Here is a 23,720-nt window from a genome sequence, read left to right as displayed (position 1 = left end):
GAGAACCCGCAATTCTACCTATGAAGGAAAGTAGCAGGTGAACTTATGCGAAAGAAAAGAGTACTGCTGTTTTCGGAAGGCTTCGGCACGGGCCATACAGGGGCAGCCTATGCTCTCGCCGAAGGAATGAAGCTGTTGAATCCGGATGTACAATGCCGGGTCATCGAGCTGGGGAAATTCCTGAATCCTACGGTTGCTCCTTGGATTCTTTCCGCTTACCGTAAAACAGTCAGCAGCCAGCCCAAGCTGGTTGGCATGATGTATAAGACCCAATACAATAAATCACTGAACCGGTTGACGAAGCTGGCGCTTCACCGGGTTTTTTATACGCATGCCTTACAGGTTATCGAGCAGCTTAAACCGGATTTAATTATTTGCACACATCCCATTCCCGCAGCCGTCATTTCGAGGTTGAAGCGGCAAGGGCTGAATGTCCCGCTCTTTACACTCATAACGGATTATGACGCACACGCCACCTGGGTCAATGCTGAAGCTGACCGGTATCTAGTCTCTACTCCGCGGGTAAAATCAATTCTGACCGGCCGCGGAGTATCTCCTGAGCTTGTGACGGTCACCGGCATACCGGTGCATCCGAAGTTCTGGGAGCGTTCCAACAAGACGCAGCTCCGCAAGGAACTCGGGCTAGCCGATATTCCTACCGTGCTCATTATGGGCGGAGGCTGGGGACTCATGTTCGGCAAGGATGTTATGGACTCACTCACGGCCCGAATGGATGATATCCAGCTGATTTTCTGCATGGGCAGCAACGACAAGCTTGTAGCCAAGATGCATGCCAATCCCCTGTTGAACCATCCCAACGTGAGGATACTTGGTTACAGCAGTGAAATCAATAAGCTGATGGATGCCTCCGATCTGCTGATTACAAAGCCCGGTGGAATGACCTGCACGGAAGGGCAGGCCAAAGGAATACCGATGCTCTTCTACAGCGCCATTCCCGGCCAGGAAGAGAAGAATTGCCAGTATTTCGTGGAGCTTGGCTTGGCCGAGGTGCTGGATCCGAGTGTCGTGGACAAATGGTTCTCCCTCCTGCTGCGTGAATATGCCGGACTGGAGGAGCTGCGGAAGCGCCGGCTGGCTCCCGAGCGCCAGCAACCGCATAATTGCGCCTCTACGGTGCTGCAGCTGCTGCTGGGCAAACCGGCTGATGGAAGAACCGATTTGCGGGGAGCGCGGACACCGGCCCGCAATGAAGAGGCCGTCTATGTTACCCCTTAAGCTCGAATGTTTGCCGCCAGTTCTGCCTGAACTGCACAACCAAAAGAACCTCCAATCCATTAAAGTATGGATTGGAGGTTCTTTTATTATACCGCCAGCGTCAGTTAGATTTCCAAACTTTCCCCTGCTTGCAGCGGATAGCCCTGAATCCCCTCCTGCCGCAGCCGGTCACAGAACTCTGCGCCATTCTGGGCAATCGCCGGAAATGTATTGTAATGCAGCGGAATCACTTTGTCCGCACGAAGCCATCTTGCCGCCAGCAGTGCATCGTCAGGCCCCATCGTAAGCATGTCCCCGATAGGCAGCGCCGCTATATCAATGGCGTTTCGTTCTCCGATCAGACGCATATCTCCGAACAACGCCGTGTCTCCGGCATGAAATAAGGTTTTGCCTCCGATAGTGAGCAGAATGCCCGCCGGTTGTCCGGCATAAATCCAGGTATCCCCTTCTGTAATGGAGGAGGAATGAAAGGCCTGGGTATATTTCACGGTAATTCCTTTATAGGAATGGCTGCCGCCGGTATTCATGTGTTTGACCTGCGCACCTTTGATGCGGCAATATTCTGCCAGTTCATAGACAGCAAAGATCGGACAGTCATTCTTCGCGGCAATCTCCAGCGCATCTCCAAAATGATCGGAATGTCCGTGGGTGAGCAGACCGCGTCGACCGAAAGCTCATCGGGTGAGATCCCCGAATTCGGATTTCCCGACAAAAAAGGGTCAATAATAACCTTGACTTCCTCCGTCTCAACAAGCAGCGCCGAATGACCGTAATAGGTGATTTTCATAGAGAGATCCTCCTAAAAGTTTTGCGGAATTGTACTTCTTGGAATGGCTGTGCAGCAAAACTGGCTTCGAAAGCATTCGCTAAGTTTTGCGGAATTATGCTTCTCGTTCATTGAAATCAAATTATTTATAAAAGGTATGATTGCCGATGGTCTTGGCGTACTCCTGCGAATGGTGGACCGTCAGATCCTGTGCCAGCTTCAGCGACAGGAAGAAATACGTATCATCCGTCACCTCTTTAACTCCAGAGAGCGCAGCATTTACCGCTTTAATGCTGTCCTTATTAGGTTTGACACGTTTAAGACGCCCGTTTGCCACAGGACTGAACTGGCTTTTCTGATAAATGACCTTATAAATGGTGTCGGGAAAATTGGCTGACCGCAGCCGGTTCAGAACAACGTTGGCAACTGCCACCTTGCCCTGGTACGGTTCGCCTTCTGCTTCTGCCATAACGATTTTTTGCAGCAGTAGCAGGTCTTCATCGGATACGGCGTAGCTCCAGGTTGCTTGCGCTTGCTGTTCCTGGCTTAATAACTGCGTCCGGGAGAAGAACAATTTAGCGGGGGGATGTTGCTGAGATGCCGTTTTCGCTTGTTTTACGGTCTGGCTCCCCTTGGCTGCCGCCTGTCCGAGCGCTTTCTGCGCTGTTGCCGGCGGTGCCTTCACCACAGTAGCCTTAGTCTGAATGGTTACCTTCTTGGCTGCGCTTTGCGGCTTCAGCTTATCGGGAGTGAACCAATTCACGGCTGGATTGCTGTTCCAGTTAAGCCTCAGATCGGCAACTGTGGTGTAGAGTATGGGTTTGGGTGTTTCGATTATCCTCTTGGCGCCGGTTGTGGCAGGATACGACAGGACAGATGCGGCAGATGCATGGGTTGTCTGTAATTTATTCATTGATACTGTATTTTTGCCCTCTGATACACGCTCGGAGTTCATCAGGCTTATTGAAGAGAAACACACTAGAATAACGCCAACGAGCAGCGCAATACAGCGATTTTGTTTGAAAATAACCATTTTTTACCTCCTATTTTACGGCACATTCCTATTGTATGTAACCGAAAATGGAAGCTTTGAAAACTTTCTTGTCGATTTTTATTTAGAAAAATGTCAATTTTTCAATCATTTCATACATAGGAATGGCATGCATTCTAGTAGCATACACCACAAAAGCATCTACCGTCCAGTCCTTTTCCGAACAATTGTTCTCCTTTTTTTCTCCACAGTCACGTAAATCCGGCAGCTCCTCGGCGCTGAAGGGCTGCTCCCCCCGGTATTTCCGGGCCAGGGTAATATGGGGATTGTACTCCCTTGTTTCGGCTTTAAAACCGAGGCCAGAAGTCGCATTAACCACGTCCCGCTGCAGTTCCCCAAGTCTCGCAAGCTCGCCGGAAACCCCTGCCCAGAGCACCTTAGGCGCATGCGGAAGACCAAAAGTCCCCCAGTTCTCCAAGCTTAATCGAAACGGCTTGCTCTTTCCGGATATTTCCTCAAGCGCTTTAAGAAGTGCAGGAATTTCTTTCCTGGGTGTGTCACCGAGAAACTGCAGGGTAATATGATAATCTTCAGAATGTGTCCATTTTGCAAATTTCAGCTTTGCGGAGCATTTTTTAGACTCTTTTTCCAGTAATTCACTCAGGTTTGAAGGGACTTTTACGGCAATAAACAAGCGCTCAATCTCTCGCTCAGACCTATTAAGTTCCATAAAATTTCACCTTTCCAGACAGATTTGTTATCCTTATTCTATACATTATCAGCCAATCCTATAAAAAAGTATAACGGGAGGGAACCATCATGACGAAGTCCATTGTTTGTTTACAGCCCCTTACATCCCAGCAGCAGAAGCTCATTCTCGACGCCGCCCCAGGTTATACCCTCACACTGGGAAACGCCAAAAGCCCGGATTTGGAGCTTCTGGCCAATGCAGAAATTGTAATCGGCTGGGGTAAGGGCATCAGCGACACGCTACTGCAGCCGGATTCACCGCTGCGTTGGGTTCAGACTTGGTCGGCTGGTGTAGAGAAACTCCCGCTTGATCGATTGGAGGAGCGCGGAATCCTGCTCACGAACGCCAGTGGCGTTCACGCCGAGCCGATCACAGCTGTAATCTTTGGCTTTATGCTGCTCTTCACCCGTAAGTTGCATACAGCCGTACGCAACCAGCAGAACCGCCGCTGGCATTCGGAAGGCAATGAAAGTGAATTAACCGGCAAGACAGCTGTCATTGCCGGTACCGGCTCCATCGGCAGTGAAACGGCAAGAATCGCCAAGGCTTTCCGGATGAAGACCATCGGCATAAGCCGTTCCGGTAAAACGGTTGCCGATTTTGATCAGGTCTACACCACTGACGAGCTGCCTGACGCAATCCGCCAAGGCGATTTCGTGATCAATACGCTGCCGCTCACCGACGAAACACAAGGGTTGTTTAATGCGGAAATCTTCTCCAACTGCAAGCAAGGCGCTTATTATATCAACATCGGCCGGGGAGCCACCACCCATACCGAAGACTTGATAGCCGCGCTGAAGAGCGGCCAGTTGGCCGGAGCGGGGCTGGATGTCTTTGAGACCGAACCCCTGCCGCAGGATCATCCGCTATGGGAAATGGAGCAGGTGGTAATTACCCCGCATTGTGCCGGCACTACAGACCGATATGCCGACCGCGTTGTTAATATTTTCACAGACAACCTGCAGTCCTATCTGCAAGATGGCGCCCCTTCGCGCAACAGGGTTGACTATAGCCGCCAGTACTGACTGCAGCCCACTCTATTGACTGGCGGCCAAGCAACGTGCAGCAAGCTTCTGCCGTCACGTTTATAACAAGCACAAACAGCCCCTCACAGGCACATTTACTCCTTGCGTAAATGAACCCGTGAGGGGCTTTCCTCTTATACCTGAAAACGAGTTACCGATTCACTAAGCTCGGTCAGCAGTGTTTTTAGCTGCCCTATGCCAGCTGCAACTTCATTGGTGGCGCTGAGCTGCTCGTGGGCCGAAGCTGAGGTTTCTTCCACACCTGCCGCCGATTGCTGGGCAAGGGCTGAAATATGCTGGCTGAACTCGTTCATCGTTTCGCTTGCTGCGGTCATCTGCTGAAGATTACCGCCCATCTCTTCAATAGTGCCGGACATAACATGCACCGATTTATTGATGTCATCCAAAGCTTCGCCTGTCTCAGCAATTTGCCGGCTGCCTTCTTCTGTCCTCATGACCCCCATGCGCAAATGCTCGACCACCTCTTTGGAGTCCAGTTGAATGCCTTGCGTAATCCCGGTAATTTCCGATACCGTCCGCTGCACTTCCTCCGAAAGCTTCCGCACCTCTTGCGCCACAACCGCAAATCCGCGCCCGCTGTCTCCGGCTCTGGCTGCTTCAATCGCAGCGTTGATTGCCAGGAGATGCGTCTGTTCGGAAATGCTGCGGATCGAGCCAACCAGCCGGAAGATCCCCTCATTCTTGCGGTTCAGCTCCTCCACCGTTTCCATGGATTGTGATACTGCTTCGGCGATTTGCCCCATTTGTGCCACTGAGCTCTCCATTAATTGCTTGCCTCTGTCACCCTTTGTCCGTACCTGCCCGGAATGAAGCGACAGATCCATACCTTTGACTGCAAAAGCCTCAATCAGTATATTCAGATCCTCTATCGCTTTGGATGCTTCTACGGCTGCCTCCGCCTGGCTTCCAGAAGCTTTGGCCAACTCCTCCATAGTAAGGGCAATCTGCTGGCTGCCCTCCTTTGTATCGGAAATATTGCGGACCAGCTCATCCCCCTGCCTCGCGATAATACTGGAAACACTACGGATCTGACTCACAATCTCCAGCAATGTCCGGTTCGTATCGTTTACCGTCCTGGCAAGCAAACCGATTTCATCCTGATTTGCAATCAAGGTATCCTCTGACGTCAAATCACCGCCTGATATTTGTTGCAAATGAACGGTTACCTGCTTCAGCGGATTGATGATTGTGCGCCGGATAACCATATTAATCAGACCGATCACAACCAGCACTACCACTACAGTAATCAGATTCACAATAATAGAAGTATGAAAAATCTCAACGGAACGCTCGCCCTCTTCAGACGCGGCTTTCTCGCTGTGATCAACCAGAGCATCCATATCGGTCTGCATCGAATTAAACGCCGTAATCCCTTTTTGCGAGACCTCCAGTGCCAGTTCTTCGTCGCCTGCACCGCTCTGCTTGATCGCCTGGTTGTTTATAGTCATAAATTCATCCCATTTATGATTCAGTGATTGCAACAGCTCCTTCTGATCCTTATTCCGCAGCGTATTTCTATAGTTTTTCATAGATTCGGCCACTTTACGGATAAATTGGTCACGTTCCGCTTCCAGCTTTTTTTTCTGTGCAGCATCGGTGCTTAAAATATGCTGCATACTGACCGCCATGATATGTTCAGTGTAATAATTGACATTATGTATTTCTTCCAGCGCAGGGACCATTTGTTCAACAATATCTCCGGTATTCTTTTGCATACCGTTCATTAAATAAAGAGAGGTTCCTCCGATAATCAAGACCAGCAAAGCCAAAACAACGTACCCGGAAGCTATTTTGAAGCCTATGCTTTGCTTCCCCCTGGATGTTACCCCCTTCAATGTCCCATTAACGAATTTGTGTACAGATCCCTTAAGTCCCAGATCCTTTCTCATTTGCGCATCCTCCTCAAACTTTTCCGAAAACCAAACATGTAATTCCAATCTGTTACATTTCATTTTCAAGAATGGGCAAAAAACAGATCTACCTTATATTTCGGCAGATTGAAATGAGAAATTTATATAATGTAAGATATTCATTCCTGTCTCTTTAGAACATACCAAAAGACCCAAAGCGCACCGTATAGGGGCTTCGGGTTTTTTATAACGCCACTGAGTCTGCTGGCTTTCACCCTGAGTCTTTAGCCATACTCACTTGAAACCTGTTAATCAATGTCCGGCCCGGCTGCGGCAAGCATCACTTCCTGTAGATACAACTTCGCCGTTCCTTTTGCTTGTCCTAGTCCAGATCGTAAATAGAACCGACCTTCAGACCATAAAGCTCATTGTAGATTTTCTCGGCAAAAGCATCTGTCATTCCGGCAATATAATCAATCACCATATGCTCCCACGTCCAGATCGGCCTCTGCGACCGCTGATCCTTCTCAAAGCGCTGCAGCCAGTCGCTCGGAATAATCGCCTTTGACGTTTCAGGATCAAGGAATGCGCCCCAAAGCCGCCGCAAAATCCACTCACTGCGTTTCTGCAGCCGCTGCACACGCAGGTCGCGAATCATCGTGACCCAGGCGAAGCTTTTGAGCACACTGACCGTCCGCAGCATGTCCTCATCTTCTTTGCCCTCCTTGATAAAGGTGACCTTCTTCCAGTTTCCGTCGTGAATCACGCCTAAGCTGGCGACAAAGGTGCTGACCCAGTAGGCTTTAACCTCACGCCGGGTGCGGGAGTAATCATTTTCGCAGGTGGGCATTTTCTCCATCCATACCCGCAGGAATGAGCTCAGTACCTCTTCAACTTTCGCATGGATAGCCTCTGACTTCCAGCCTTCCCAGAACAAATCCTCCAGCGTGGTAATCTTCTCGACGATCAGCTGCTGGATATAGGCATCATGCATAAAGTGCTCATGGACCTCAATCTTGCCGGCCTTTATGCCATCCTCCAAATCATGGGCGGAATAGGCGATGTCGTCGCAGAGGTCCATAAGCTGGGCTTCCAGCGTCTTCTTGCCTTCCGGCACCCCCCATTCCTTGCGGACTTCCCTGATATAATCCCATTCATGAAGATACATGCCTTTCTTGAGTACCGTGCCGGGAAAAGGATACTTGTTGATCCCCAGCAGCACTGCGTCGGAAAGGTTCAGGCCGTCGATGTTCTCGCGCTTCTCCAGAAACATGATCAGCCGGAAATTATGGGCATTGCCCTCAAAATGCTCATATTGCCGTTTCAGATTTTCGTGGATCGTCTGCTTTTGCAGCGGACCCGCGCCGGATTTCAGCGCTTCTTCCTCAGTCTTTTTAGCCACAAGCTGCTCCAAAATATTATCGAGCACTTCTTCCCCTTTGTGGCCGAATGGCGGGTGGCCGAAATCATGCGCGATAGCAGCGCATTCCACCACTTCGGGATCGATTACAAGACCCGGGTTGTCCGCCTGCCCTGTTTCCACCTCCGGGTAAGAGCGAAGCAGGCTCTTGGCGGCTTCACGGGCAATTTGTGCCACTTCCAGGGAATGAGTCAGGCGCGTACGGTAATAATCGCCGGTACCGGCGCCAAACACCTGTGATTTGCCTTGCAGCCGGCGAAAAGTCGGCGAATGAATCAGGCGCGAATAATCGCGTTCATATGCAGCTCTAGAGGTTTCCAGCCGGGTAATCTCCGGATATTGCCGATGCTCTCTTTTCTCAATAAGTGTCATATCCGCTGCCCCTATCCATTGATCTGTATTTAGTATTTCATTATAAGTCATTTTCAGCAGAACTTTCACTCTAAAATAGAAAGTTGAGCAACTCCCCGGCCGCAGTGAATAGTTTGTAAGGTGCATGGAGCATTCTAAAGCAAAATAACCCGTTTACTTTGCCACGGGTCATGTATGGAGTGAAAGATGAATCTTATGAAAACAGGCTGCAGAATAACCTATACCACAATAACAGCATTCATGCTTTTGCTTGGGCTTACTAACAGCGCGCTAGCCAGTCCAAATATTAAAAACCGCTATTATTATGAGCAGAGCGGGGCCATGATCTGGGAGGTCCCCACCAGTCAAAAAGTAATAGCACTGACCTTCGACGACGGACCCGATCCTTCCGAGACCACGCAGATTCTGAATGTGCTGCATCAATACCATGCCAAATGCACCTTTTTTGCTATCGGCAAAAAAATTGCCGCCTATCCCGAGGTAGCCAAGCAGGTGATTGCCGAGGGGCATGAACTGGCTAACCATACTTACAATCATGTGTATTTCAAGAAGCCTATTTCCGAGCAGCAGATTCTGCAGGAGCTGGAGTTGACCGAAAAGGAAATCGTAAAGATCTCAGGCAAACACAGCAGCCTGTTCAGACCGCCTGGCGGCATGTACGATGATACACTGATTGATGTATCCAACAATATGGGCCTCAAGCCGGTGCTGTGGTCCTGGCATCAGGATACCCGCGACTGGAACCGTCCTGGTGTGTGGAATATCTACAGCAAAGTCATCCGTAATGCAAAAAAACGGCGATATCGTACTGTTCCATGATTATGTACACGGGCAGTCGCAGACGGGTGAAGCGCTCAAAATCATCCTGCCCGAGCTTGCAAAACGGGGCTTCCGGTTCGTCACCGTTTCCGAACTGATTGAATTATCCGATGCAGAGCAGGTGAAGCATGGCCGGCATTTTGCTTTTTGAATACTTTTGCCGGCCTTTCCGTGGCTCTTTAATTGCGATTGACCTCAAAATAAGGTAGTCTTGAGCTATTATTATGACTTTATGATCGCTGCTGCAGTCCATCCTTTAGGAGGCTTTATCCATGTCTGAGAACACTTCCTATACTACCGAGGAAATCGCCCGGTTATTGAAGATATCCAAGCTGAAGGTTTATGATTTGATCAAAAAGGGCGAGCTGCCCTCTTACCGTGTCGGTAAACAAATGCGTGTCGACCTCTCCGATCTGGAGGCCTACAAGCAGAATTCGCGCAGCGGAGCTTCGGCCGGTCCGCCTGCTGGCGATGCAGCCGCACTTCCCCATACTCCCTTTGCACTGCCGCCAGCCACTTTTGCAGCACCGCTTCACTTTTCCCAGCCGCCTGCATTTACCGGTAAATCGGCCGGAGTCAATGTGGTCATTACCGGGCAGGATATGTCGCTGGACATTCTGGCTACCCACCTGGAGCGCAGCCAGCCCTCCTCCCGGCCGCTTCGTTCCTATGCCGGTAGTCTGGACAGCCTGATTGCGATGTATCATGGGGAGTCTGACATTGTCAGCACCCACCTGCTGGACGGCGATACAGGAGAATATAACCTGCCCTATATCCGCAAGCTGCTTGTCGGCTTCTCCTATGTAGTGGTGCATATGCTGGCGCGAAGTGCAGGATTTTACGTGCTAAAGGGCAATCCGAAGGGCATCCGTGACTGGTCGGATCTCCAGCAGAAGGGCCTCCGGCTGATTAACCGCGAGCGCGGCTCCGGTGCGCGGGTGCTGCTGGACGAGCAGCTGCGCCTGCACGGTATCCAGTCCGCCCAGTTAAGCGGTTATGACACTATAGAAAACAGTCATTTGGCCGTAGCCGGGATGGTGGCACGGGGTGAGGCTGACGTCGGCATCGGCACAGAAAAAGCCGCCAAGATTATTGACGGCATTGAATTCATTCCGCTCATTCAGGAGCGTTATGATCTTGTAATGATCAAGAAGCCGGAGCATGAGCAATGGATCGGGACTGTCATCGACATTTTACGGTCATCTGCATTCAAAAACGAACTCAGCTCCATTCACGGCTATGACCTTACCGATACCGGAAGGCTCATTTACGAGACTTAAGCGGAAAGCAGCCAGCCAGTAATCCCTACTCGGCTTCAGTGGAATATTTGATTTTATAACTTCCTTTGGTCCCGGTACCGACAATTTCGAGCTTGTATTTACCGTCCTTTTTAATCTCCACCTGCTCTTCTCCGGCCTCATTCGTACGAAGCTCTTTCACAAGCTCGTGATCGGGATCATACAGCTTCATGGACAGCTTGCCTTTATCCACTTTGGAGGTATAGTCCAGAAGCAGAGTTTCCCCTTCTTTGAGCTTCAGCGTCTTTGTTTCCGTACCTGACAGCAGCTTGTAGGATGCCTTAATTTGTTTACCACTGCTTGATCCAACGAACATCAGCCTTTTTTCGCAGCCCGTAAGCAGCAAAGCAGATGTCAGTACTACGAGTATCAGCAGGCTCCACTTTTTGTTCACTTCATTCACTCCCCGGTTCTAATCATGTGCCCGCAGTGCGGGCAATATTCCTCTTTAGCACTCACGCCGCCGTCTCTTTTGTGCTGCTGTCTGACCACAAAGTAGATCAGCAGCCCAATTAAATTGGGAATGTAGATGACAGCAGTCATCCACAACCATGTGTTCATCCCCATACGCGAAGCATCCCTGTAGATGAATACGGCTATAGCTCCATTCAAACCAATGAGCAGCAGCACGGCCAGCCCCATAAACAAAAACCAGCCACGTTCCTCACTAAGGACATCCGACATATAGGGAAACATCCAATATCCCATTAAGGCCAGAGTAAGCAAGAAGCCGGTTGTAAGAACCCAAAAAAGCAATTTGCCAAGCGGCTTATGTCTCTTCATATGCCGTCCTCCTTTGAGAATAATGCGGATGTCTGGTGTCCGCCTGCCCCATATACCTGAAAAGTCATGCCCGGGCTGCTGCGCCCGATCTGCCGGACAGGCAGAACAGCAGTGCTGCGGCGGCAGATGTCTGAACGAGACCAAAGGCCAGCAGCAGGACCAGCTTCCATAGCAGGGGAAGAGGACCCGTCAGCACACAGGCTCCCAGCAGCATTAGCACAATAACTTGAATCACCACGACAGCGATAAAGTTTCTTCCCAATCTTTCTGCAGCCGTTATTTTCCGGAGAGTATCCGCAACAAGCCGGGGAGAAGCCAGGGCCGGTTCATTAAAATATCGGCTTAGCAGTTGTTCCTGCGCTTCCTCTTCATTCATCATGCTTCCTCCTTTACATGCTGCATGGAGGTTTGCAGCAGCTTCTTCCCTTGATTGAGCCTTGACTTGACCGTTCCCACGGGAATGCCAAGCATCTCCGCAATCTCCTCATAGCTGAATTCGTTGTAATAGTAGAGAACCAGCGGCGCCAAATACCGTTTGGACAACGCACGCAGCCCCTGCTCCAGCTCGGCGTTCCGTTCATTCCGCAGCAAAGCTTCTTCCGTGAGAGGCGACGAATCCCGGATGTTCAGGAAGTCCGCCTGGAAAGACGCCTCACCCAGAAAACGGCGCTGGAGTTTTTTCCATCTGCGGTAGCGGTCCCTATGCAGATTGAGCGTAACTTGAAACAGCCAGGCTTTAAAGGAACGCTCGCAATCATATTTCTCCAGCTTGCGGATGACCCGGACCCACACCTCCTGAAACAGGTCCTCGGCATCCTGGGCATTCAGGGTAAGGTGGCGGCAAAACCGGTACAAATCATCTTTGTATCTGTCGACGAGCAGTCCCAGCATTTCACGGCGGCCGGACCGGCACCCTTCAATGAGTTGTTTATCGGTAATCATGTGCCCCCGCCCACCCTTTCAATTAACATTACGAATGAACTCCAGGCTTTGTTCGAAATTTCACATAATCATTTATTAGCCGTCCTCAAATGTTCTGTTCTCTCTATGATCATAGTAAATAACCTCCGGTCTTGCCATGATGCTTGATGGCAAAACCGGAGGTTATCCGCATACTTCGATTCAAGAACGGCGATTAACAAACATTAGCATAACGGCTGAGATTACGATTATCGAGCATACCCACATCCAGGCCAGCGTCATGTCGCCGCCGTCGACGGCCACATATATGGCGGTGGGCACCGTCTGCGTACGGCCGGGAATATTGCCTGCTACCATGATCGTAGCTCCAAATTCGCCAAGCCCGCGGGCAAAGCCGAGCACATACCCTGCAGCCAGAGAACGGCTGGCAAGCGGCAACGTTACATAACGCAGCACCTGCAGTTCACTGGCACCCTGTGCACGCGCCGCATCCTCAAGATCCTTTTCGACATCCTCAAACCCGGCCTTAACGGTCCGGTAGACCAGCGGAAAGGCCACAACCACCGCAGCAATAACGGCAGCCCCCCAGGTAAAGAGGATGGTATGCTCTGTGAACTGCTCATACAGCCTGCCAATCCAGCTCCGCCGTCCCAGAATTACTAGAAGCACAAAGCCGACTACGGTAGGGGGCAGTACAAGCGGCAGCAGCAGAATGGTCTCGACCAGACTGTATCCGGGGAACCTCCGGCCCGCCATCTTCTTAGCTGCGAAGGTTGCCAGAAGGAATACGATGATGCTCGTGATTACAGAGATTTTGACGGAAAGCCAGACCGGGGCGAAAAAATCAGTCCAATTGATCTCCATCCGCTTTCACCCCGCTTAAGTTCGATTAGAATTACTTGGCAAGCTGAAAGCCGTAGCCGGTAAAAATATCGCCCGCCGCCTTGGTTTGCACGTAGTTATAGAAGGCTCTGGCCTCTGCCTGATGTTTGGAATCCTTAACGATCCCGACCGGATAATTGATTGCTTTGTGCACCTGTGCCCCTACAGTAAGGGCGATCTTCACCTTCTTGGAGGTTAGGGCATCTGTCTTATACACAAATCCGGCATCAGCATTGCCTGTTTCCACGTAGGAGAGCACCTGGCGGACATCCTTGGCGAATACCAGTTTGCTCTGCAGCGTATCCCATACATTCTTCGCGGTCAATGACTGCTGCGCATATTGGCCCGCCGGCACCGATTCCGGTTGTCCGACAGCGACCTTCTTGAATGTTTTATCTGTAAGCTGTGTGATTGTTGTAATCTTAGCTTTGGAATCGGAAGGCACAATGAGAACCAGCCGATTCTTTAGAAGTTCCGTATGGCCTGAAATGAGTTTGCCATCCACCAGCGCTGTCATTTGCTTATCTCCTGCTGAGAAGAACAGATCGGCCGGAGCGCCTTGTTCAATCTGCTTCTGTAATGTACCGGAAGCGCCATAGTTAAAGACGAGGTCAATATCAGGATGCTGCTTCTCATAAAGAACGGCAATCTTGTCAAGACTGTCCTGCAGGCTGGCTGCGGCAGATACAATGATTTCGGTTTTCTTCTTCGCCGCCTCTGCCTGTTTCTCAGGTATTGCCGACAAGCCCACAGCAAGCATTACAGTCATGACAACCAACGCTAATTTCTTGACCATTTCCATTCCTCCCATTTATATATCTTGTATATTTAGATGATATTCTAGCATATCTTTTTTCGTTTTTCTATACGTTTGGTTATGTTTGCTTATATTCAGTTATGATTAATACAGATTACACCTTAACATACATTTCTATTTATAATGGGCTTCATAGCAAAAAAGCCCCCAGGCGTGTAAACACCTAAGGGCTTCCCTGGATCTCATTGTTTTAACTCTTCATCCGCGGATCAAGCACATCGCGTAGTCCGTCTCCCATCAGGTTGAATCCGAGTACAGTCAACATGATTGACATCCCCGGAAAAATGACCGTCCACGGCGCCTTCTGAATGAACTGGCGCGAATCGGAGAGTATCTTGCCCCATTCCGGATCAGGCGGCTGCGCACCAAGGCCAAGGAAGCCGAGGGCTGCCGCTTCGATAATGGCGGTTGCGATGCCCAGCGTCCCTTGTACAATGATCGGTGTCAGGCTGTTCGGCAGAATATGAGTCAGCAGAATACGCGCATTCGTCATCCCGATCGCTCTTGCCGCCGTGATGTATTCCTCCGACTTCAAACTGAGCACCTTGGCCCGAACGAGTCTTCCATAGGTCGGGATGTTAACAATCGCAATGGCGAGCAGCGCATTCCGCAGAGAGGGTCCGAGTATGGCCACAATTGCAATCGCGAGCAGAATACTCGGAAAAGCCAAGAGGATATCAAACATTCTGGAGATCAGCATGTCTACCCACTTGCCATAGAATCCGGCCAGAACCCCCAGAAATGTACCGACAATAATAGAACCGATCACTGAGGAGAACCCGACCCAAAGCGAGATACGGGCACCGTACAGGACCCGGCTGAACAAATCTCTTCCCAGATCGTCCGTGCCGAACCAATGGTCAGCCGACGGTGCCTTCAGCCGGTTCACCAGCTCCTGCTCCTTGAAGGTATACGGCGCGATAAGCGGGGCAAACAGCGCAATCAGCACGAAAAACAAAATAATACAGAGCCCGAGCATAGCCGTCTTGTTCTTGCGGAATGCCCTCCACGCATCATGCCAAGGTCCGGAGCCCTTTTCGGCACGTACCTTTGGGGGCGTTACATTAACTGTTGCCTGTGCCACAGATTCACCCCTCACTTGTAATTGATGCGTGGATCAACGACGGCATAGAGCAGATCCACAAGCAGATTAATGATTACGAAAATAAAAGCAATAATCAGAATACCGGTCTGAATGACAGGATAGTCACGCGAGCTGATCGCCTCAAATATATATCTTCCCACACCCGGCCAAGCAAAGATCGTCTCTGTCAGCACCGCTCCGCCGAGCAGAGCTCCTGTCTGCAGCCCCACCACAGTCAATACAGGAATCAGCGCATTTTTGAGCGCATGCTTGTATACTACGAGAAATTGCGATAACCCTTTGGCTTTTGCCGTACGGATGTAGTCCGAATTCATTACCTCCAGCATGCTGGAGCGGGTCATCCGGGCGATAATCGCCATCGGAATCGTACCCAGTGCAATGCTTGGCAGGATCAGATGTTTAACAACCGTCCACAACTGGTCCCAGCGGCCTGCCAGTATCGTATCAATCACGTAGAGACTGGTGATGCTCTCCACCGGATTGCGCTGGTCCATCCTGCCTATGGAGGGCAGCCAATGTAATTTAAGCGAGAATAACAGCTGCTCCATCAGACCAAGCCAGAAAATCGGCATGGACACACCAATGAGCGCTATAATCATTGCGGCATAATCAAACCATGAATTTTGCCGCCAGGCGCTTAGAATACCGGCATTGACTCCCACAACAGTGGCGAACAGCATACTCGCCGCCGTAAGTTCCAGGGTAGCGGCCAGATAAGGCATAATTTCTTTGGCGATTGGCGTTTTGGTACGGATCGAGGTACCCAAATCGCCTTGCAGCAAATCGCCCATATAATTGAAATACTGCTGCAGCCACGGCTTGTCGAGACCCAGTTGTCCCCGCAGCGCCTGCTTGGACTGCTCCGTTGCCTTTTGTCCCAGAATCGTCTCTGCCGGATCTCCCGGAATCGCATGGATAATAGAGAAGACAATGATTGTCATCCCAATCAGAACCGGGATTAATACCATTACACGTTTTAATAGGTAGGAGTTCAAATCAGCTCACCTACTATTCGAAGTAGATTTCGCTGTAATATTCCGTACCTGTCGGACCTGGAACAAAACCCTTGAGATTGGTTTTGGCAGCCAGCAACGGAGTCGTGTGCACAAGCGGAATCCAAGGCGCATCCGCTTTGATGATTTCCTGCGCCTGCTTGTACAGGTCGGAGCGTTTGGCTTGGTCCGTTTCCTTCTGTGCATTGATCAGAACGGTATGCAATTCTTCATTAATATAGAAGGAACGGTTGTTGCCCGGAATCGCATCTTTATCAAGGAGCGTATACAGGAAGTTATCCGGGTCACCGTTGTCACCGGTCCAGCCGAGCATGTAGATATCATCTTTTTCTCCGACTTTTGTGTCGTCAAGGTAAGTAGCCCATTCAGGGGACTCGATCACCGTCTTCACGCCAATTTTTTCCCAATCGGCTTGAATCGCCTCGGCTACCTTCTTGCCATCAGGCATATAAGGACGGGAGACCGGCATAGCATACAAAGTTACCGGATCCGGCAGACCTTCAGGATATCCGGCCTCAGAAAGCAGCGCTTTTGCTTTCTCCAGATCGTATTCATAATCATTCACAGCATCGTTATAGCCCCATAGGGATGGGGGTATCGGGTTAACGGCGGCCGTTGCCTGACCTGAGAAGAACGCTTCGATAATAGCCTGCTTATTCACCGCATGGTTCAGCGCTTGTCTTACCTTCACGTTGTCAAAAGGTTTCTTATTGAAGTTGAAGCCGAGGTACGAGACATTAAACGGCGGGCGTTCAATCTTTTGCAGCCCGGTGTTGCCTTCCAGTGTGGACAGATCATCAGGGCTAAGGTCCTCCATCAGGTCAATCTCACCGTTCTGCAGAGCAGTAAAGCGCGCAGAGTTATCCGGAATGGAGCGGACGATAACTTTGTTCAGCTTAGGAAGCCCTTCTTTCCAGTAGCCCGGATTCTTGTCCAGCGTAATGGAATCATTGTGCTTCCATTCGGTGAACACAAACGGACCTGTGCCTACCGGCTCATTCTTGAAGTTTTCCTTCTTCTCCTTAATGGCTGTAGGGCTGGCAATCCCGAAGGAGGTCATGGCGATATTCTGCAGGAAAGGGGCCTGCGGCTGATTAAGCACAAATTGCACGGTTGTGGCATCAACAGCCTTCACCTCTTTAATGACACGGCTTCCGTCCGGACCGAACATGGAGTCATAGTAGTCAAAGGAATCGCCTTCGAATTTGTATTCACTTGCCGGATCACTCCAGCGCGTGAAGTTGAACACGACAGCCTCGGCATCAAAGTCTGATCCATCATGGAACTTCACACCCGGATGCAGCTTGAAGATGTAGATTAAGCCGTCGGCTGAGACTTCCCAGCTGTCTGCAAGTGAAGCCTGTACCTCGGAGGTTCCCGGTTTGTATTCCAGCAGAGAGTCAAATACCTGATGGGCAATCTTCAAAGATTCACCATCGGTTACGATTGCCGGGTCCAGCGAAGCCGAATCACCGCCGCGCCCCAATATCAGTGTATCCTGTGACGTTGCCGCCGAATCAGGAGAGCTATCCGGTGCGGCAGTTGCCGCTGTATTGCCCCCCGCAGTTGACTCCGTGCTTGCGTTATTGTTGCCTCCGCAGCCGCTTAACATTAATACCGCCCCCAGCGTCACTGCCAGTGCAAGACTACTCCATTTCTTCATCTCTAGAAAACTCCCTTCCTTCATTAAAAGTATTAAAGCGTCTATATGGAGCTGCGCCAAAGCGCTGCCATATACCAAGTCCACTAATTGCATTCATGAATGGTTGCTCGCTCTGAATACTAAGGATAACTCCTGCCGGAGTCTTTCTAAGATGTCGTCAAGTCTTGTTAAGCCAGCCGGGTGTCAGCATCATCATATAAATGGCATGCGGTTAGATGCCCTGGCCCGGTCTCGTTCAACGGCGGTCTTACATTGCGGCACACGTCCATCACCCGGGGACAACGGGTATTAAAGGCACAACCGACAGGCGCATTGGCCGGACTCGGCACTTCACCCTGCAGAATAACCCGTTTCTTGCGGATATCGGGATCGGGTTCGGGAACAGCCGACAGCAGCGCCTGTGTATACGGGTGCTGCGGTTCGGCATAAAGCTTGTACTTATCGGTAATCTCTACAATCCGTCCCAGGTACATTACGGCGACACGGTCACAGATATGCTTCACCACACTGAGATCATGGGCTATAAATATGTAGGTAAGTGCAAATTCCTTCTGTAAATCCTGCATCAGATTAATGACCTGAGACTGGATGGATACATCCAGTGCGGACACAGGCTCATCCGCTATAATCAGCTTCGGCTGCAGGGCAAGCGCCCGGGCGATTCCAATCCGCTGCCGTTGCCCGCCGGAGAATTGATGCGGATAACGCTGGAGATGTGCCTTCGCCAAGCCGACCACATCAGCCAGCCGCTCGACAGTATCCCTCCGTTGCCTGGCATCGCCTACACCATGTACAATCATCGGCTCTTCCAGAATACGCTGCACCGTATTCCGCGGGTCAAGGGAAGAGAACGGGTCCTGAAAGACAATCTGCATCTCCCGCCGGCGCTTGCGCATTTCTTCCAGAGTGAGCCTGGTGATATCCTGGCCTTCGAACCAGACCTCCCCTGCTGTAGGCTCGATCAGCCGCAGCAGCGTACGCCCGGTTGTCGATTTGCCGCAGCCGCTTTCCCCCACCAGTCCAAAGGTCTCGCCTTTGCTTACGGAGAAGGAAATATCGTCCACGGCCTTGACGGCCCCTTGCACCTTGTTGAAGAAGCCTTTATAAATCGGATAATACTTCTTGAGGCCAATAACCTCGAGCAGGTTCTCGCTCATACAGCATCCTCCTGTTGGCTGTCATGCAGCCAGCATCTGCAGCTGTGCCGGTCTTCCTGCAGTGACAGCTCAGGAAGCGACTCACGGCAGATGTCCATCATATTCGGACAGCGGGGTGCAAACCGGCAGCCCTGCATATCTTTACTGAGAATCGGCACATTGCCGGGAATGGAATACAGCCGTTCCCGGACCTCGTTCATTCTTGGCACAGACTGTATAAGCCCCCTCGTGTAAGGATGAAGCGGATTTTTAAAAATATCGCGCACAGAGCCTTCCTCTACGATCTTGCCGGCATACATAACAGCCACCCGGTGGCACATCTCCGCCACAACTCCAAGATCATGGGTAATCAGCATGACCGCAGTGCCTTGTTCTTCATTCAACCGCCGGATCAAATCCAGAATCTGCGCCTGAATCGTTACATCCAGCGCCGTTGTGGGTTCATCGGCAATGAGCAGCTCCGGACTGCAGGAGATCGACATCGCGATCATCACCCGCTGGCGCATGCCGCCCGACAACTGGTGAGGATACTCATCAATGATCGCTTCCGGCCGAGGTATTCCTACTTTGCGGAGCATCCCGGCCGCATGCTCCCGCGCTTCTCTTTTCGATAAGCCGCGGTGAAGCCGCACAGTTTCGATAATCTGCTGACCTGCCGTAAACAGCGGGTTAAGCGAAGTCATTGGCTCCTGGAAGATCATCGATACCGAGTCTCCGCGGATCTTTCGCATTTCTTTTTCCCTAAGCGGCACAAGATCCTGCCCTTTTAATAGAATGCGGCCGCCGACAATCCGGCCGGGAGGATTCGGAACCAGCTTCAGGATGGACAATGAAGTGACGCTCTTGCCGCAGCCCGATTCACCAACCACTCCAAGAATTTCGCCCGGATCAATATACAAATCGACGCCGTCTACAGCAGGAACCTCTCCACGATCCGTAAAAAAATGAGTATGCAAATCCTCAATTTCCAGAATTGGCTGGATCAAAATGAACCCTCTCTTCTATTAAAAATTGAACAAAGGTCAAATGACAGACAAGAAAATCTCTCTAAAAGAGAGATTCTACCGTGAACACCTTACATAATAAGTTAGTTAACAGGATTTAATCGACATAGTTGTTATTTATTGTATAATACTACTATATAAAACCATGATAGACAAGAAAAATTTACAAGATTAACTAACCTCATAGGGTTTAAGGGTATAATTAATGACAAAACAAAAAGATCCTGCTCTATTTGTAGAGCAATAGCCACCTTTCCAGTTGAACCCTCATCATATCCCTATAGTAAAACGGCTCCACTATCTCCGCTTCCTCTTCGAATTTCATGATCCAACGAACAAATCCTATATCCTGTTCAACAGCTACCTTAAAGTGGAGAAAGCGGCTCTGGCGGTCCACCTTGCTCGGCTTTACAAACAACTCCTCATATTTGATCCAATCCATCATCCGTTCCGAAAATTTCACCTTAAATTCGATCTCCAGACTGTCTTGGTCCAAATGCCACTTCTGCTTCATAAAAGACTGCAAATCAAATTGCTCCTTGGAAAAAAAACGATTCAACGGCCTGACACTCGAAAACCCGTTGATGTGAAAAGCCCGGATCATGCCAAAGCGGTGGCAGAAACCGATTAAATGATAGCGGTTCTCCAGCGGAACCAGGCAGTATGGATCGATCTGTATCTCCTTCTCTTCATAGGCATTTTCACTGTAATCCGCCTGAAAGCTTCGCTGTTTCATTATAGCCAGCAGAATTTCCGTCAGAAAAGGCGAAGGCTCTCCCTGTGAAGTTCCCCTCTCTGTCCAATGCTGCCAGGCTTCTTTTTTTACGCTTTCCATCTTCTCTTCCCTTTCCGCCTTCTGCTTATATTCTGCAGCCATGATTTTTTCGTAGGCGTCTTCAAAATGTGCAGGCAACAGAGGCTTAATGTCATTCATAATGCCGCGGAGCTGTGAAAATGCGGCCGATTCTTCTTCCGACAAATCTAAAGGATAGAGTGCAAAGTTCCCGATAAAAGCATATCCCTTCCCGTGCCCCAGGTGGGTAATAGGGATATGCATGGCACTTAGCGCATCCATATCCCGGTATATCGTTCTCTCACTGTTGCCGCAGCGTTCCGCCAGCTCACGGGCTAAAATTCCCGGTTTGGCCTGAACTAGCGTAATGATGCGCATCAGCCGGATTAATCGGTCTGTCATTTTCAGTTCCCCTTGATTTATGGTAAAATAGACCCATTATTTTAAATAAATTAGTTATATATATCTAAAAACAGGGAATTAATAACCTCGTTACAAAAATATAATAGAACTATTTTACTATATTACCACATTTATATATCGCTCTATCTGTCAGCTATTCTGGTTTGCACTCAGCGAAATAGTGCAGTTATGTATATGCCCTAGTTACCGGTTGATGGATCATAAACTGTGTATTCCTAGAGTCACCAGACCTGAATCCCCACGGCCAACTGTTTGTACACAGCCTCCGCCTCTTTAACCAGCTGCATGTCTCCAGATTGGGTTGCCAGCAGCAGCAGATCATCCGCCTGTCTGCGCAACCTATCGTAGGAAGCTGGGTCGGATGTCTTAGAACGTAAGGCCACTGCTTCTTCCATTACCATCGCTGTCTTGAGCAGCTCCAAATGCTTGGCTACATGAAAGCAGCTGGCCGTGCCGAGCACATCGGTATGGTGGGTATACTCTAGGCTTAGCTTATGCAAGGGCAGCTCGCGGATGCGTTCCACCGGGGGTTGTTTATATTGCCACTGCAGCCAGAGTGCTTCATGATTTCCCGCTGGCATCGCCGCCATAGTGAATTCCAGCGCTATATATTTCCTCCCTCCCGCATGTATTTTGCCAAGCTTAAGCAGCAGCGATCTTCCTTCCCCTGCCTCCACTACACATCCATAACATGCCTTCAGACTTACATGCGCTTCAAGCCATACTCTCAGTTCAATTTCACGGGCAACGACTTTGCGGCTTTTCTTCTGCGTTTCCACACCTTGGACCATGCCTTCCCACTCGACTAGTAAAATTACATCTCGAGCAGCTCCTGCAAAAATCCGGTTTTGACTCCATGTAAATATGGGCTGGATACTTGCTTGCATATTTCCACCTCTTTCTTTTTTTGGATCTTCTATTAATGTACCAATAATGGCGGACAACTCCTTGTCATGGAATATATGTTCGGACCTAGAATATCGACAAAAAAAGAGCCACTCCACTATAAAGTGGATTGCCTCTTTGCGAAAGATCGTTCTTTTGTCTAAAGATGACGAAAAATTTGTGTAATTTCACCTATTCCCCAGCTTGCTGTTCCGGCGCTCTTCCTTGAATAAGAAACCCAGTGCTCCTTTGGCGCATAGCAATGAGAATAGAAGAAACAGCACTGCCCAAAAGATGGCCGGCAAAGGAGTCAACCTCGCCAGATTGGCTGCATCCCCTGCACGGGAGGGTGTAAATGCCGCAGACGATACCAGAAAAAGTGTACCCATTACGGATTCCTCAAGCGTGAGAAACGCCAGAAACAAGTAATAATATTTGCTGATCTTAGGCCAGAGAAACATCATCGCCAGATTCAGCGCAATAAAGCCGGTCAGCCACATCATGCCGAATCCGCCCCGCACATATAAAACCAGCATAATGAGTGCTATGGCGGTGGACAAAATCAGCCCCCATTGCAGCCGGTTTCTTCTATATAAATAGAACAGCAGCAAAGAGAATAACGAAGCCAGCGTATATCCGGCCAGCGACACCAGTATCGCTTGTGCTCCCGCACCAATGGCCGAATAAGTGACCCCGCTGTGATCGGCGTACAACTCAATGCGCAGCACACTTCCCGAGAGCAACAGGGTCATGAGCGCATGGCCGAACTCGTGAACCATCGTATCCAGATTGCGGAACAAGGAAGAGAACGGGATTAACCGCGTTAAAAAAGCAGAACCTGCCAGAAACAATAGCGTCTTAAGCCATTTATTCATCACATCAGCCCCTTTCCGTTCAAAGTATACGATAATTTGTACACCTGTGGTAGCAAAACCGAAACCTGAGTGTCTTTAATGCTGTATTACTTTTATGGTTATTGCCGCAGGCCCCAGTGCAAGTGGAAACGGCTGCGACGTTCTCAGAAGGATGGTATCTGTTTGTCCCTTTATATCCAAAACTCGGGACAAAAATGTGCTTTATCCGCCAAATGATGCCAAGCTTCCCCTGTAAGGTACCCGGAAGTTGTCAGGCTATGTTAAAATAAAAGTAATATTAGCCTATACCAGGTGGTGATATGTAATGAAAAAACATGTAATGAGCAAATTGATCAAGCTCTTAAGTTCGGCCCTGCTGCTGCTTGGGATAACGGCAGCCCTGCCGGCTCCTGCGGCTCAGGCCAATTACTTCAGCGATATATATAAAGGATTGCAGAATTTCTCGGAATTGCCCGGTGAAGTTAATCAATTGCAGGAAAGCTACCAGCAAACGGTGGATGAGCTCCAGCAGACCAAAAATGAGCTGGGCGAAACGACCCAAGCCTTGGGACAGACGCTGCAGGAGATGGAGACGTACCGTACCCAGAATGAGGCTCTTCAGGAGCAGAACCGCCAATTAAGCCTGGTGGTAGAGGAATTGAAAAACGACCGTACGGCCCGGGAAAACTACTATAACCGGATTAAAGTTACGGTCATTACCGGGGTTGCCCTTATATTCGGTTATTTCCTGCTCACCCGGCTGCTTCGCTTCGCGATGCGCTACCGGTCCAGAAGAAGCGACCGGCTGCGGTAGTCCGCAAGGAGAGCGTCACCCACAGAAACAAGAAGTCACAGGAACAAGGAAGTGTAA

At 50.1% G+C, this 23,720-nt stretch carries 24 protein-coding genes and 1 pseudogene; 6 read left to right on the top strand and 19 right to left on the bottom strand.

The features are described from left to right. The first annotated feature begins 45 nt into the window (after positions 1–45). Entirely contained in the window at positions 46–1,236 is a 1,191-nt protein-coding gene (locus NST99_RS05300; protein WP_341090127.1) for an MGDG synthase family glycosyltransferase, read from the top strand. A 104-nt stretch (positions 1,237–1,340) separates the two neighbouring features. On the opposite strand, the pseudogene NST99_RS05295 reads toward NST99_RS05300, so the two are convergent. From NST99_RS05295 to thpR, 3 genes and pseudogenes are all read right to left on the bottom strand, one after another. After that, positions 1,341–2,023 (bottom strand): annotated as a pseudogene (locus tag NST99_RS05295) (metal-dependent hydrolase). 121 nt (positions 2,024–2,144) lie between these two features. Beyond that, complete coding sequence (locus NST99_RS05290) at positions 2,145–3,035, bottom strand: cell wall hydrolase (RefSeq protein WP_341090126.1); 891 nt, start codon at positions 3,033–3,035, stop codon at positions 2,145–2,147. An 82-nt stretch (positions 3,036–3,117) separates the two neighbouring features. Further along, a complete protein-coding gene (thpR, locus tag NST99_RS05285) occupies positions 3,118–3,723 on the bottom strand; it encodes an RNA 2',3'-cyclic phosphodiesterase (RefSeq protein WP_341090124.1) in 606 nt (201 codons plus the stop codon). An 89-nt stretch (positions 3,724–3,812) separates the two neighbouring features. Here thpR and NST99_RS05280 point away from each other — a divergent pair, with 89 nt between their 5' ends. After that, positions 3,813–4,769 carry a D-2-hydroxyacid dehydrogenase gene (locus NST99_RS05280; protein ID WP_341090123.1) on the top strand — a complete coding sequence of 319 codons (957 nt, stop codon included), beginning with the start codon at positions 3,813–3,815 and terminating at the stop codon, positions 4,767–4,769. A gap of 134 nt (positions 4,770–4,903) precedes the next feature. On the opposite strand, the gene NST99_RS05275 is transcribed toward NST99_RS05280, so the two are convergent. Together NST99_RS05275 and NST99_RS05270 are read right to left on the bottom strand one after the other, a co-directional pair. Then, on the bottom strand, positions 4,904–6,679 hold the full coding sequence (locus NST99_RS05275) for a methyl-accepting chemotaxis protein (protein WP_341090122.1): 1,776 nt from the start codon (positions 6,677–6,679) through the stop codon (positions 4,904–4,906). Positions 6,680–7,022: 343 nt separating this feature from the next. After that, positions 7,023–8,432: a deoxyguanosinetriphosphate triphosphohydrolase family protein gene (locus NST99_RS05270; RefSeq protein ID WP_341090120.1), complete on the bottom strand. Its 1,410-nt coding sequence runs from the start codon at positions 8,430–8,432 to the stop codon at positions 7,023–7,025. Between the two features lie 186 nt (positions 8,433–8,618). Here NST99_RS05270 and NST99_RS05265 point away from each other — a divergent pair, with 186 nt between their 5' ends. From NST99_RS05265 to NST99_RS05255, 3 genes are all read left to right on the top strand, one after another. Then, positions 8,619–9,251, top strand: a complete 633-nt coding sequence (locus NST99_RS05265) for a polysaccharide deacetylase family protein (protein ID WP_341090119.1) — start codon at positions 8,619–8,621, stop codon at positions 9,249–9,251. Continuing rightward, positions 9,217–9,402, top strand: a complete 186-nt coding sequence (locus NST99_RS05260; RefSeq protein ID WP_341090117.1) for a hypothetical protein — start codon at positions 9,217–9,219, stop codon at positions 9,400–9,402. Before NST99_RS05265 ends, NST99_RS05260 begins: the two co-directional genes overlap by 35 nt. A 121-nt stretch (positions 9,403–9,523) precedes the next feature. Continuing rightward, positions 9,524–10,531, top strand: a complete 1,008-nt coding sequence (locus NST99_RS05255; protein ID WP_341090115.1) for a helix-turn-helix transcriptional regulator — start codon at positions 9,524–9,526, stop codon at positions 10,529–10,531. A gap of 25 nt (positions 10,532–10,556) precedes the next feature. Here NST99_RS05255 and NST99_RS05250 read toward each other — a convergent pair whose 3' ends face one another. From NST99_RS05250 to NST99_RS05185, 14 genes are all read right to left on the bottom strand, one after another. Then, positions 10,557–10,943 (bottom strand): hypothetical protein, encoded by a 387-nt coding sequence (locus NST99_RS05250; RefSeq protein WP_341090113.1) that lies wholly within the window; start codon positions 10,941–10,943, stop codon positions 10,557–10,559. Positions 10,944–10,948: 5 nt separating this feature from the next. Beyond that, positions 10,949–11,332 (bottom strand): hypothetical protein, encoded by a 384-nt coding sequence (locus NST99_RS05245; RefSeq protein ID WP_038586617.1) that lies wholly within the window; start codon positions 11,330–11,332, stop codon positions 10,949–10,951. Positions 11,333–11,396: 64 nt separating this feature from the next. After that, positions 11,397–11,708: a hypothetical protein gene (locus tag NST99_RS05240; RefSeq protein WP_341090111.1), complete on the bottom strand. Its 312-nt coding sequence runs from the start codon at positions 11,706–11,708 to the stop codon at positions 11,397–11,399. Then, complete coding sequence (locus NST99_RS05235) at positions 11,708–12,274, bottom strand: RNA polymerase sigma factor (RefSeq protein WP_341090109.1); 567 nt, start codon at positions 12,272–12,274, stop codon at positions 11,708–11,710. Before NST99_RS05235 ends, NST99_RS05240 begins: the two co-directional genes overlap by 1 nt. Before the next feature lie 180 nt (positions 12,275–12,454). Continuing rightward, on the bottom strand, positions 12,455–13,117 hold the full coding sequence (modB, locus tag NST99_RS05230; RefSeq protein WP_038586608.1) for a molybdate ABC transporter permease subunit: 663 nt from the start codon (positions 13,115–13,117) through the stop codon (positions 12,455–12,457). A 31-nt stretch (positions 13,118–13,148) separates the two neighbouring features. Beyond that, positions 13,149–13,931, bottom strand: a complete 783-nt coding sequence (modA, locus tag NST99_RS05225) for a molybdate ABC transporter substrate-binding protein (protein WP_341090106.1) — start codon at positions 13,929–13,931, stop codon at positions 13,149–13,151. A 211-nt stretch (positions 13,932–14,142) separates the two neighbouring features. Then, positions 14,143–15,036 (bottom strand): nickel transporter permease, encoded by an 894-nt coding sequence (nikC, locus tag NST99_RS05220; RefSeq protein WP_341090104.1) that lies wholly within the window; start codon positions 15,034–15,036, stop codon positions 14,143–14,145. An 11-nt stretch (positions 15,037–15,047) separates the two neighbouring features. Continuing rightward, complete coding sequence (locus tag NST99_RS05215; RefSeq protein WP_341090102.1) at positions 15,048–16,052, bottom strand: ABC transporter permease; 1,005 nt, start codon at positions 16,050–16,052, stop codon at positions 15,048–15,050. Between the two features lie 13 nt (positions 16,053–16,065). Further along, a complete protein-coding gene (locus NST99_RS05210; RefSeq protein WP_341090100.1) occupies positions 16,066–17,733 on the bottom strand; it encodes an ABC transporter substrate-binding protein in 1,668 nt (555 codons plus the stop codon). Between the two features lie 167 nt (positions 17,734–17,900). After that, positions 17,901–18,890 carry an ABC transporter ATP-binding protein gene (locus NST99_RS05205; RefSeq protein WP_341090098.1) on the bottom strand — a complete coding sequence of 330 codons (990 nt, stop codon included), beginning with the start codon at positions 18,888–18,890 and terminating at the stop codon, positions 17,901–17,903. After that, a complete protein-coding gene (locus NST99_RS05200; protein WP_341090096.1) occupies positions 18,887–19,876 on the bottom strand; it encodes an ABC transporter ATP-binding protein in 990 nt (329 codons plus the stop codon). The genes NST99_RS05205 and NST99_RS05200 overlap by 4 nt, the downstream gene beginning before the upstream one ends. A gap of 247 nt (positions 19,877–20,123) precedes the next feature. Next, positions 20,124–21,089 (bottom strand): helix-turn-helix transcriptional regulator, encoded by a 966-nt coding sequence (locus NST99_RS05195; protein WP_341090094.1) that lies wholly within the window; start codon positions 21,087–21,089, stop codon positions 20,124–20,126. A gap of 242 nt (positions 21,090–21,331) precedes the next feature. Beyond that, the gene (locus tag NST99_RS05190; RefSeq protein WP_341090092.1) at positions 21,332–21,997 is read right to left on the bottom strand and encodes a hypothetical protein; all 666 of its coding nucleotides are present in this window, start codon (positions 21,995–21,997) and stop codon (positions 21,332–21,334) included. A gap of 186 nt (positions 21,998–22,183) precedes the next feature. Beyond that, positions 22,184–22,870: a M50 family metallopeptidase gene (locus NST99_RS05185; protein WP_341090089.1), complete on the bottom strand. Its 687-nt coding sequence runs from the start codon at positions 22,868–22,870 to the stop codon at positions 22,184–22,186. A 304-nt stretch (positions 22,871–23,174) separates the two neighbouring features. On the opposite strand from NST99_RS05185, the gene NST99_RS05180 reads away from it, so the two are divergent. Beyond that, positions 23,175–23,663, top strand: coding sequence for a hypothetical protein (locus NST99_RS05180; protein ID WP_341090085.1), 489 nt, complete (start codon positions 23,175–23,177; stop codon positions 23,661–23,663). Positions 23,664–23,720 lie beyond the last annotated feature (57 nt).

This window comes from Paenibacillus sp. FSL L8-0470 (assembly GCF_038008625.1).
GTDB lineage: Bacteria > Bacillota > Bacilli > Paenibacillales > Paenibacillaceae > Paenibacillus_AQ.
This window is presented reverse-complemented; position numbering and strand designations above follow the sequence as displayed.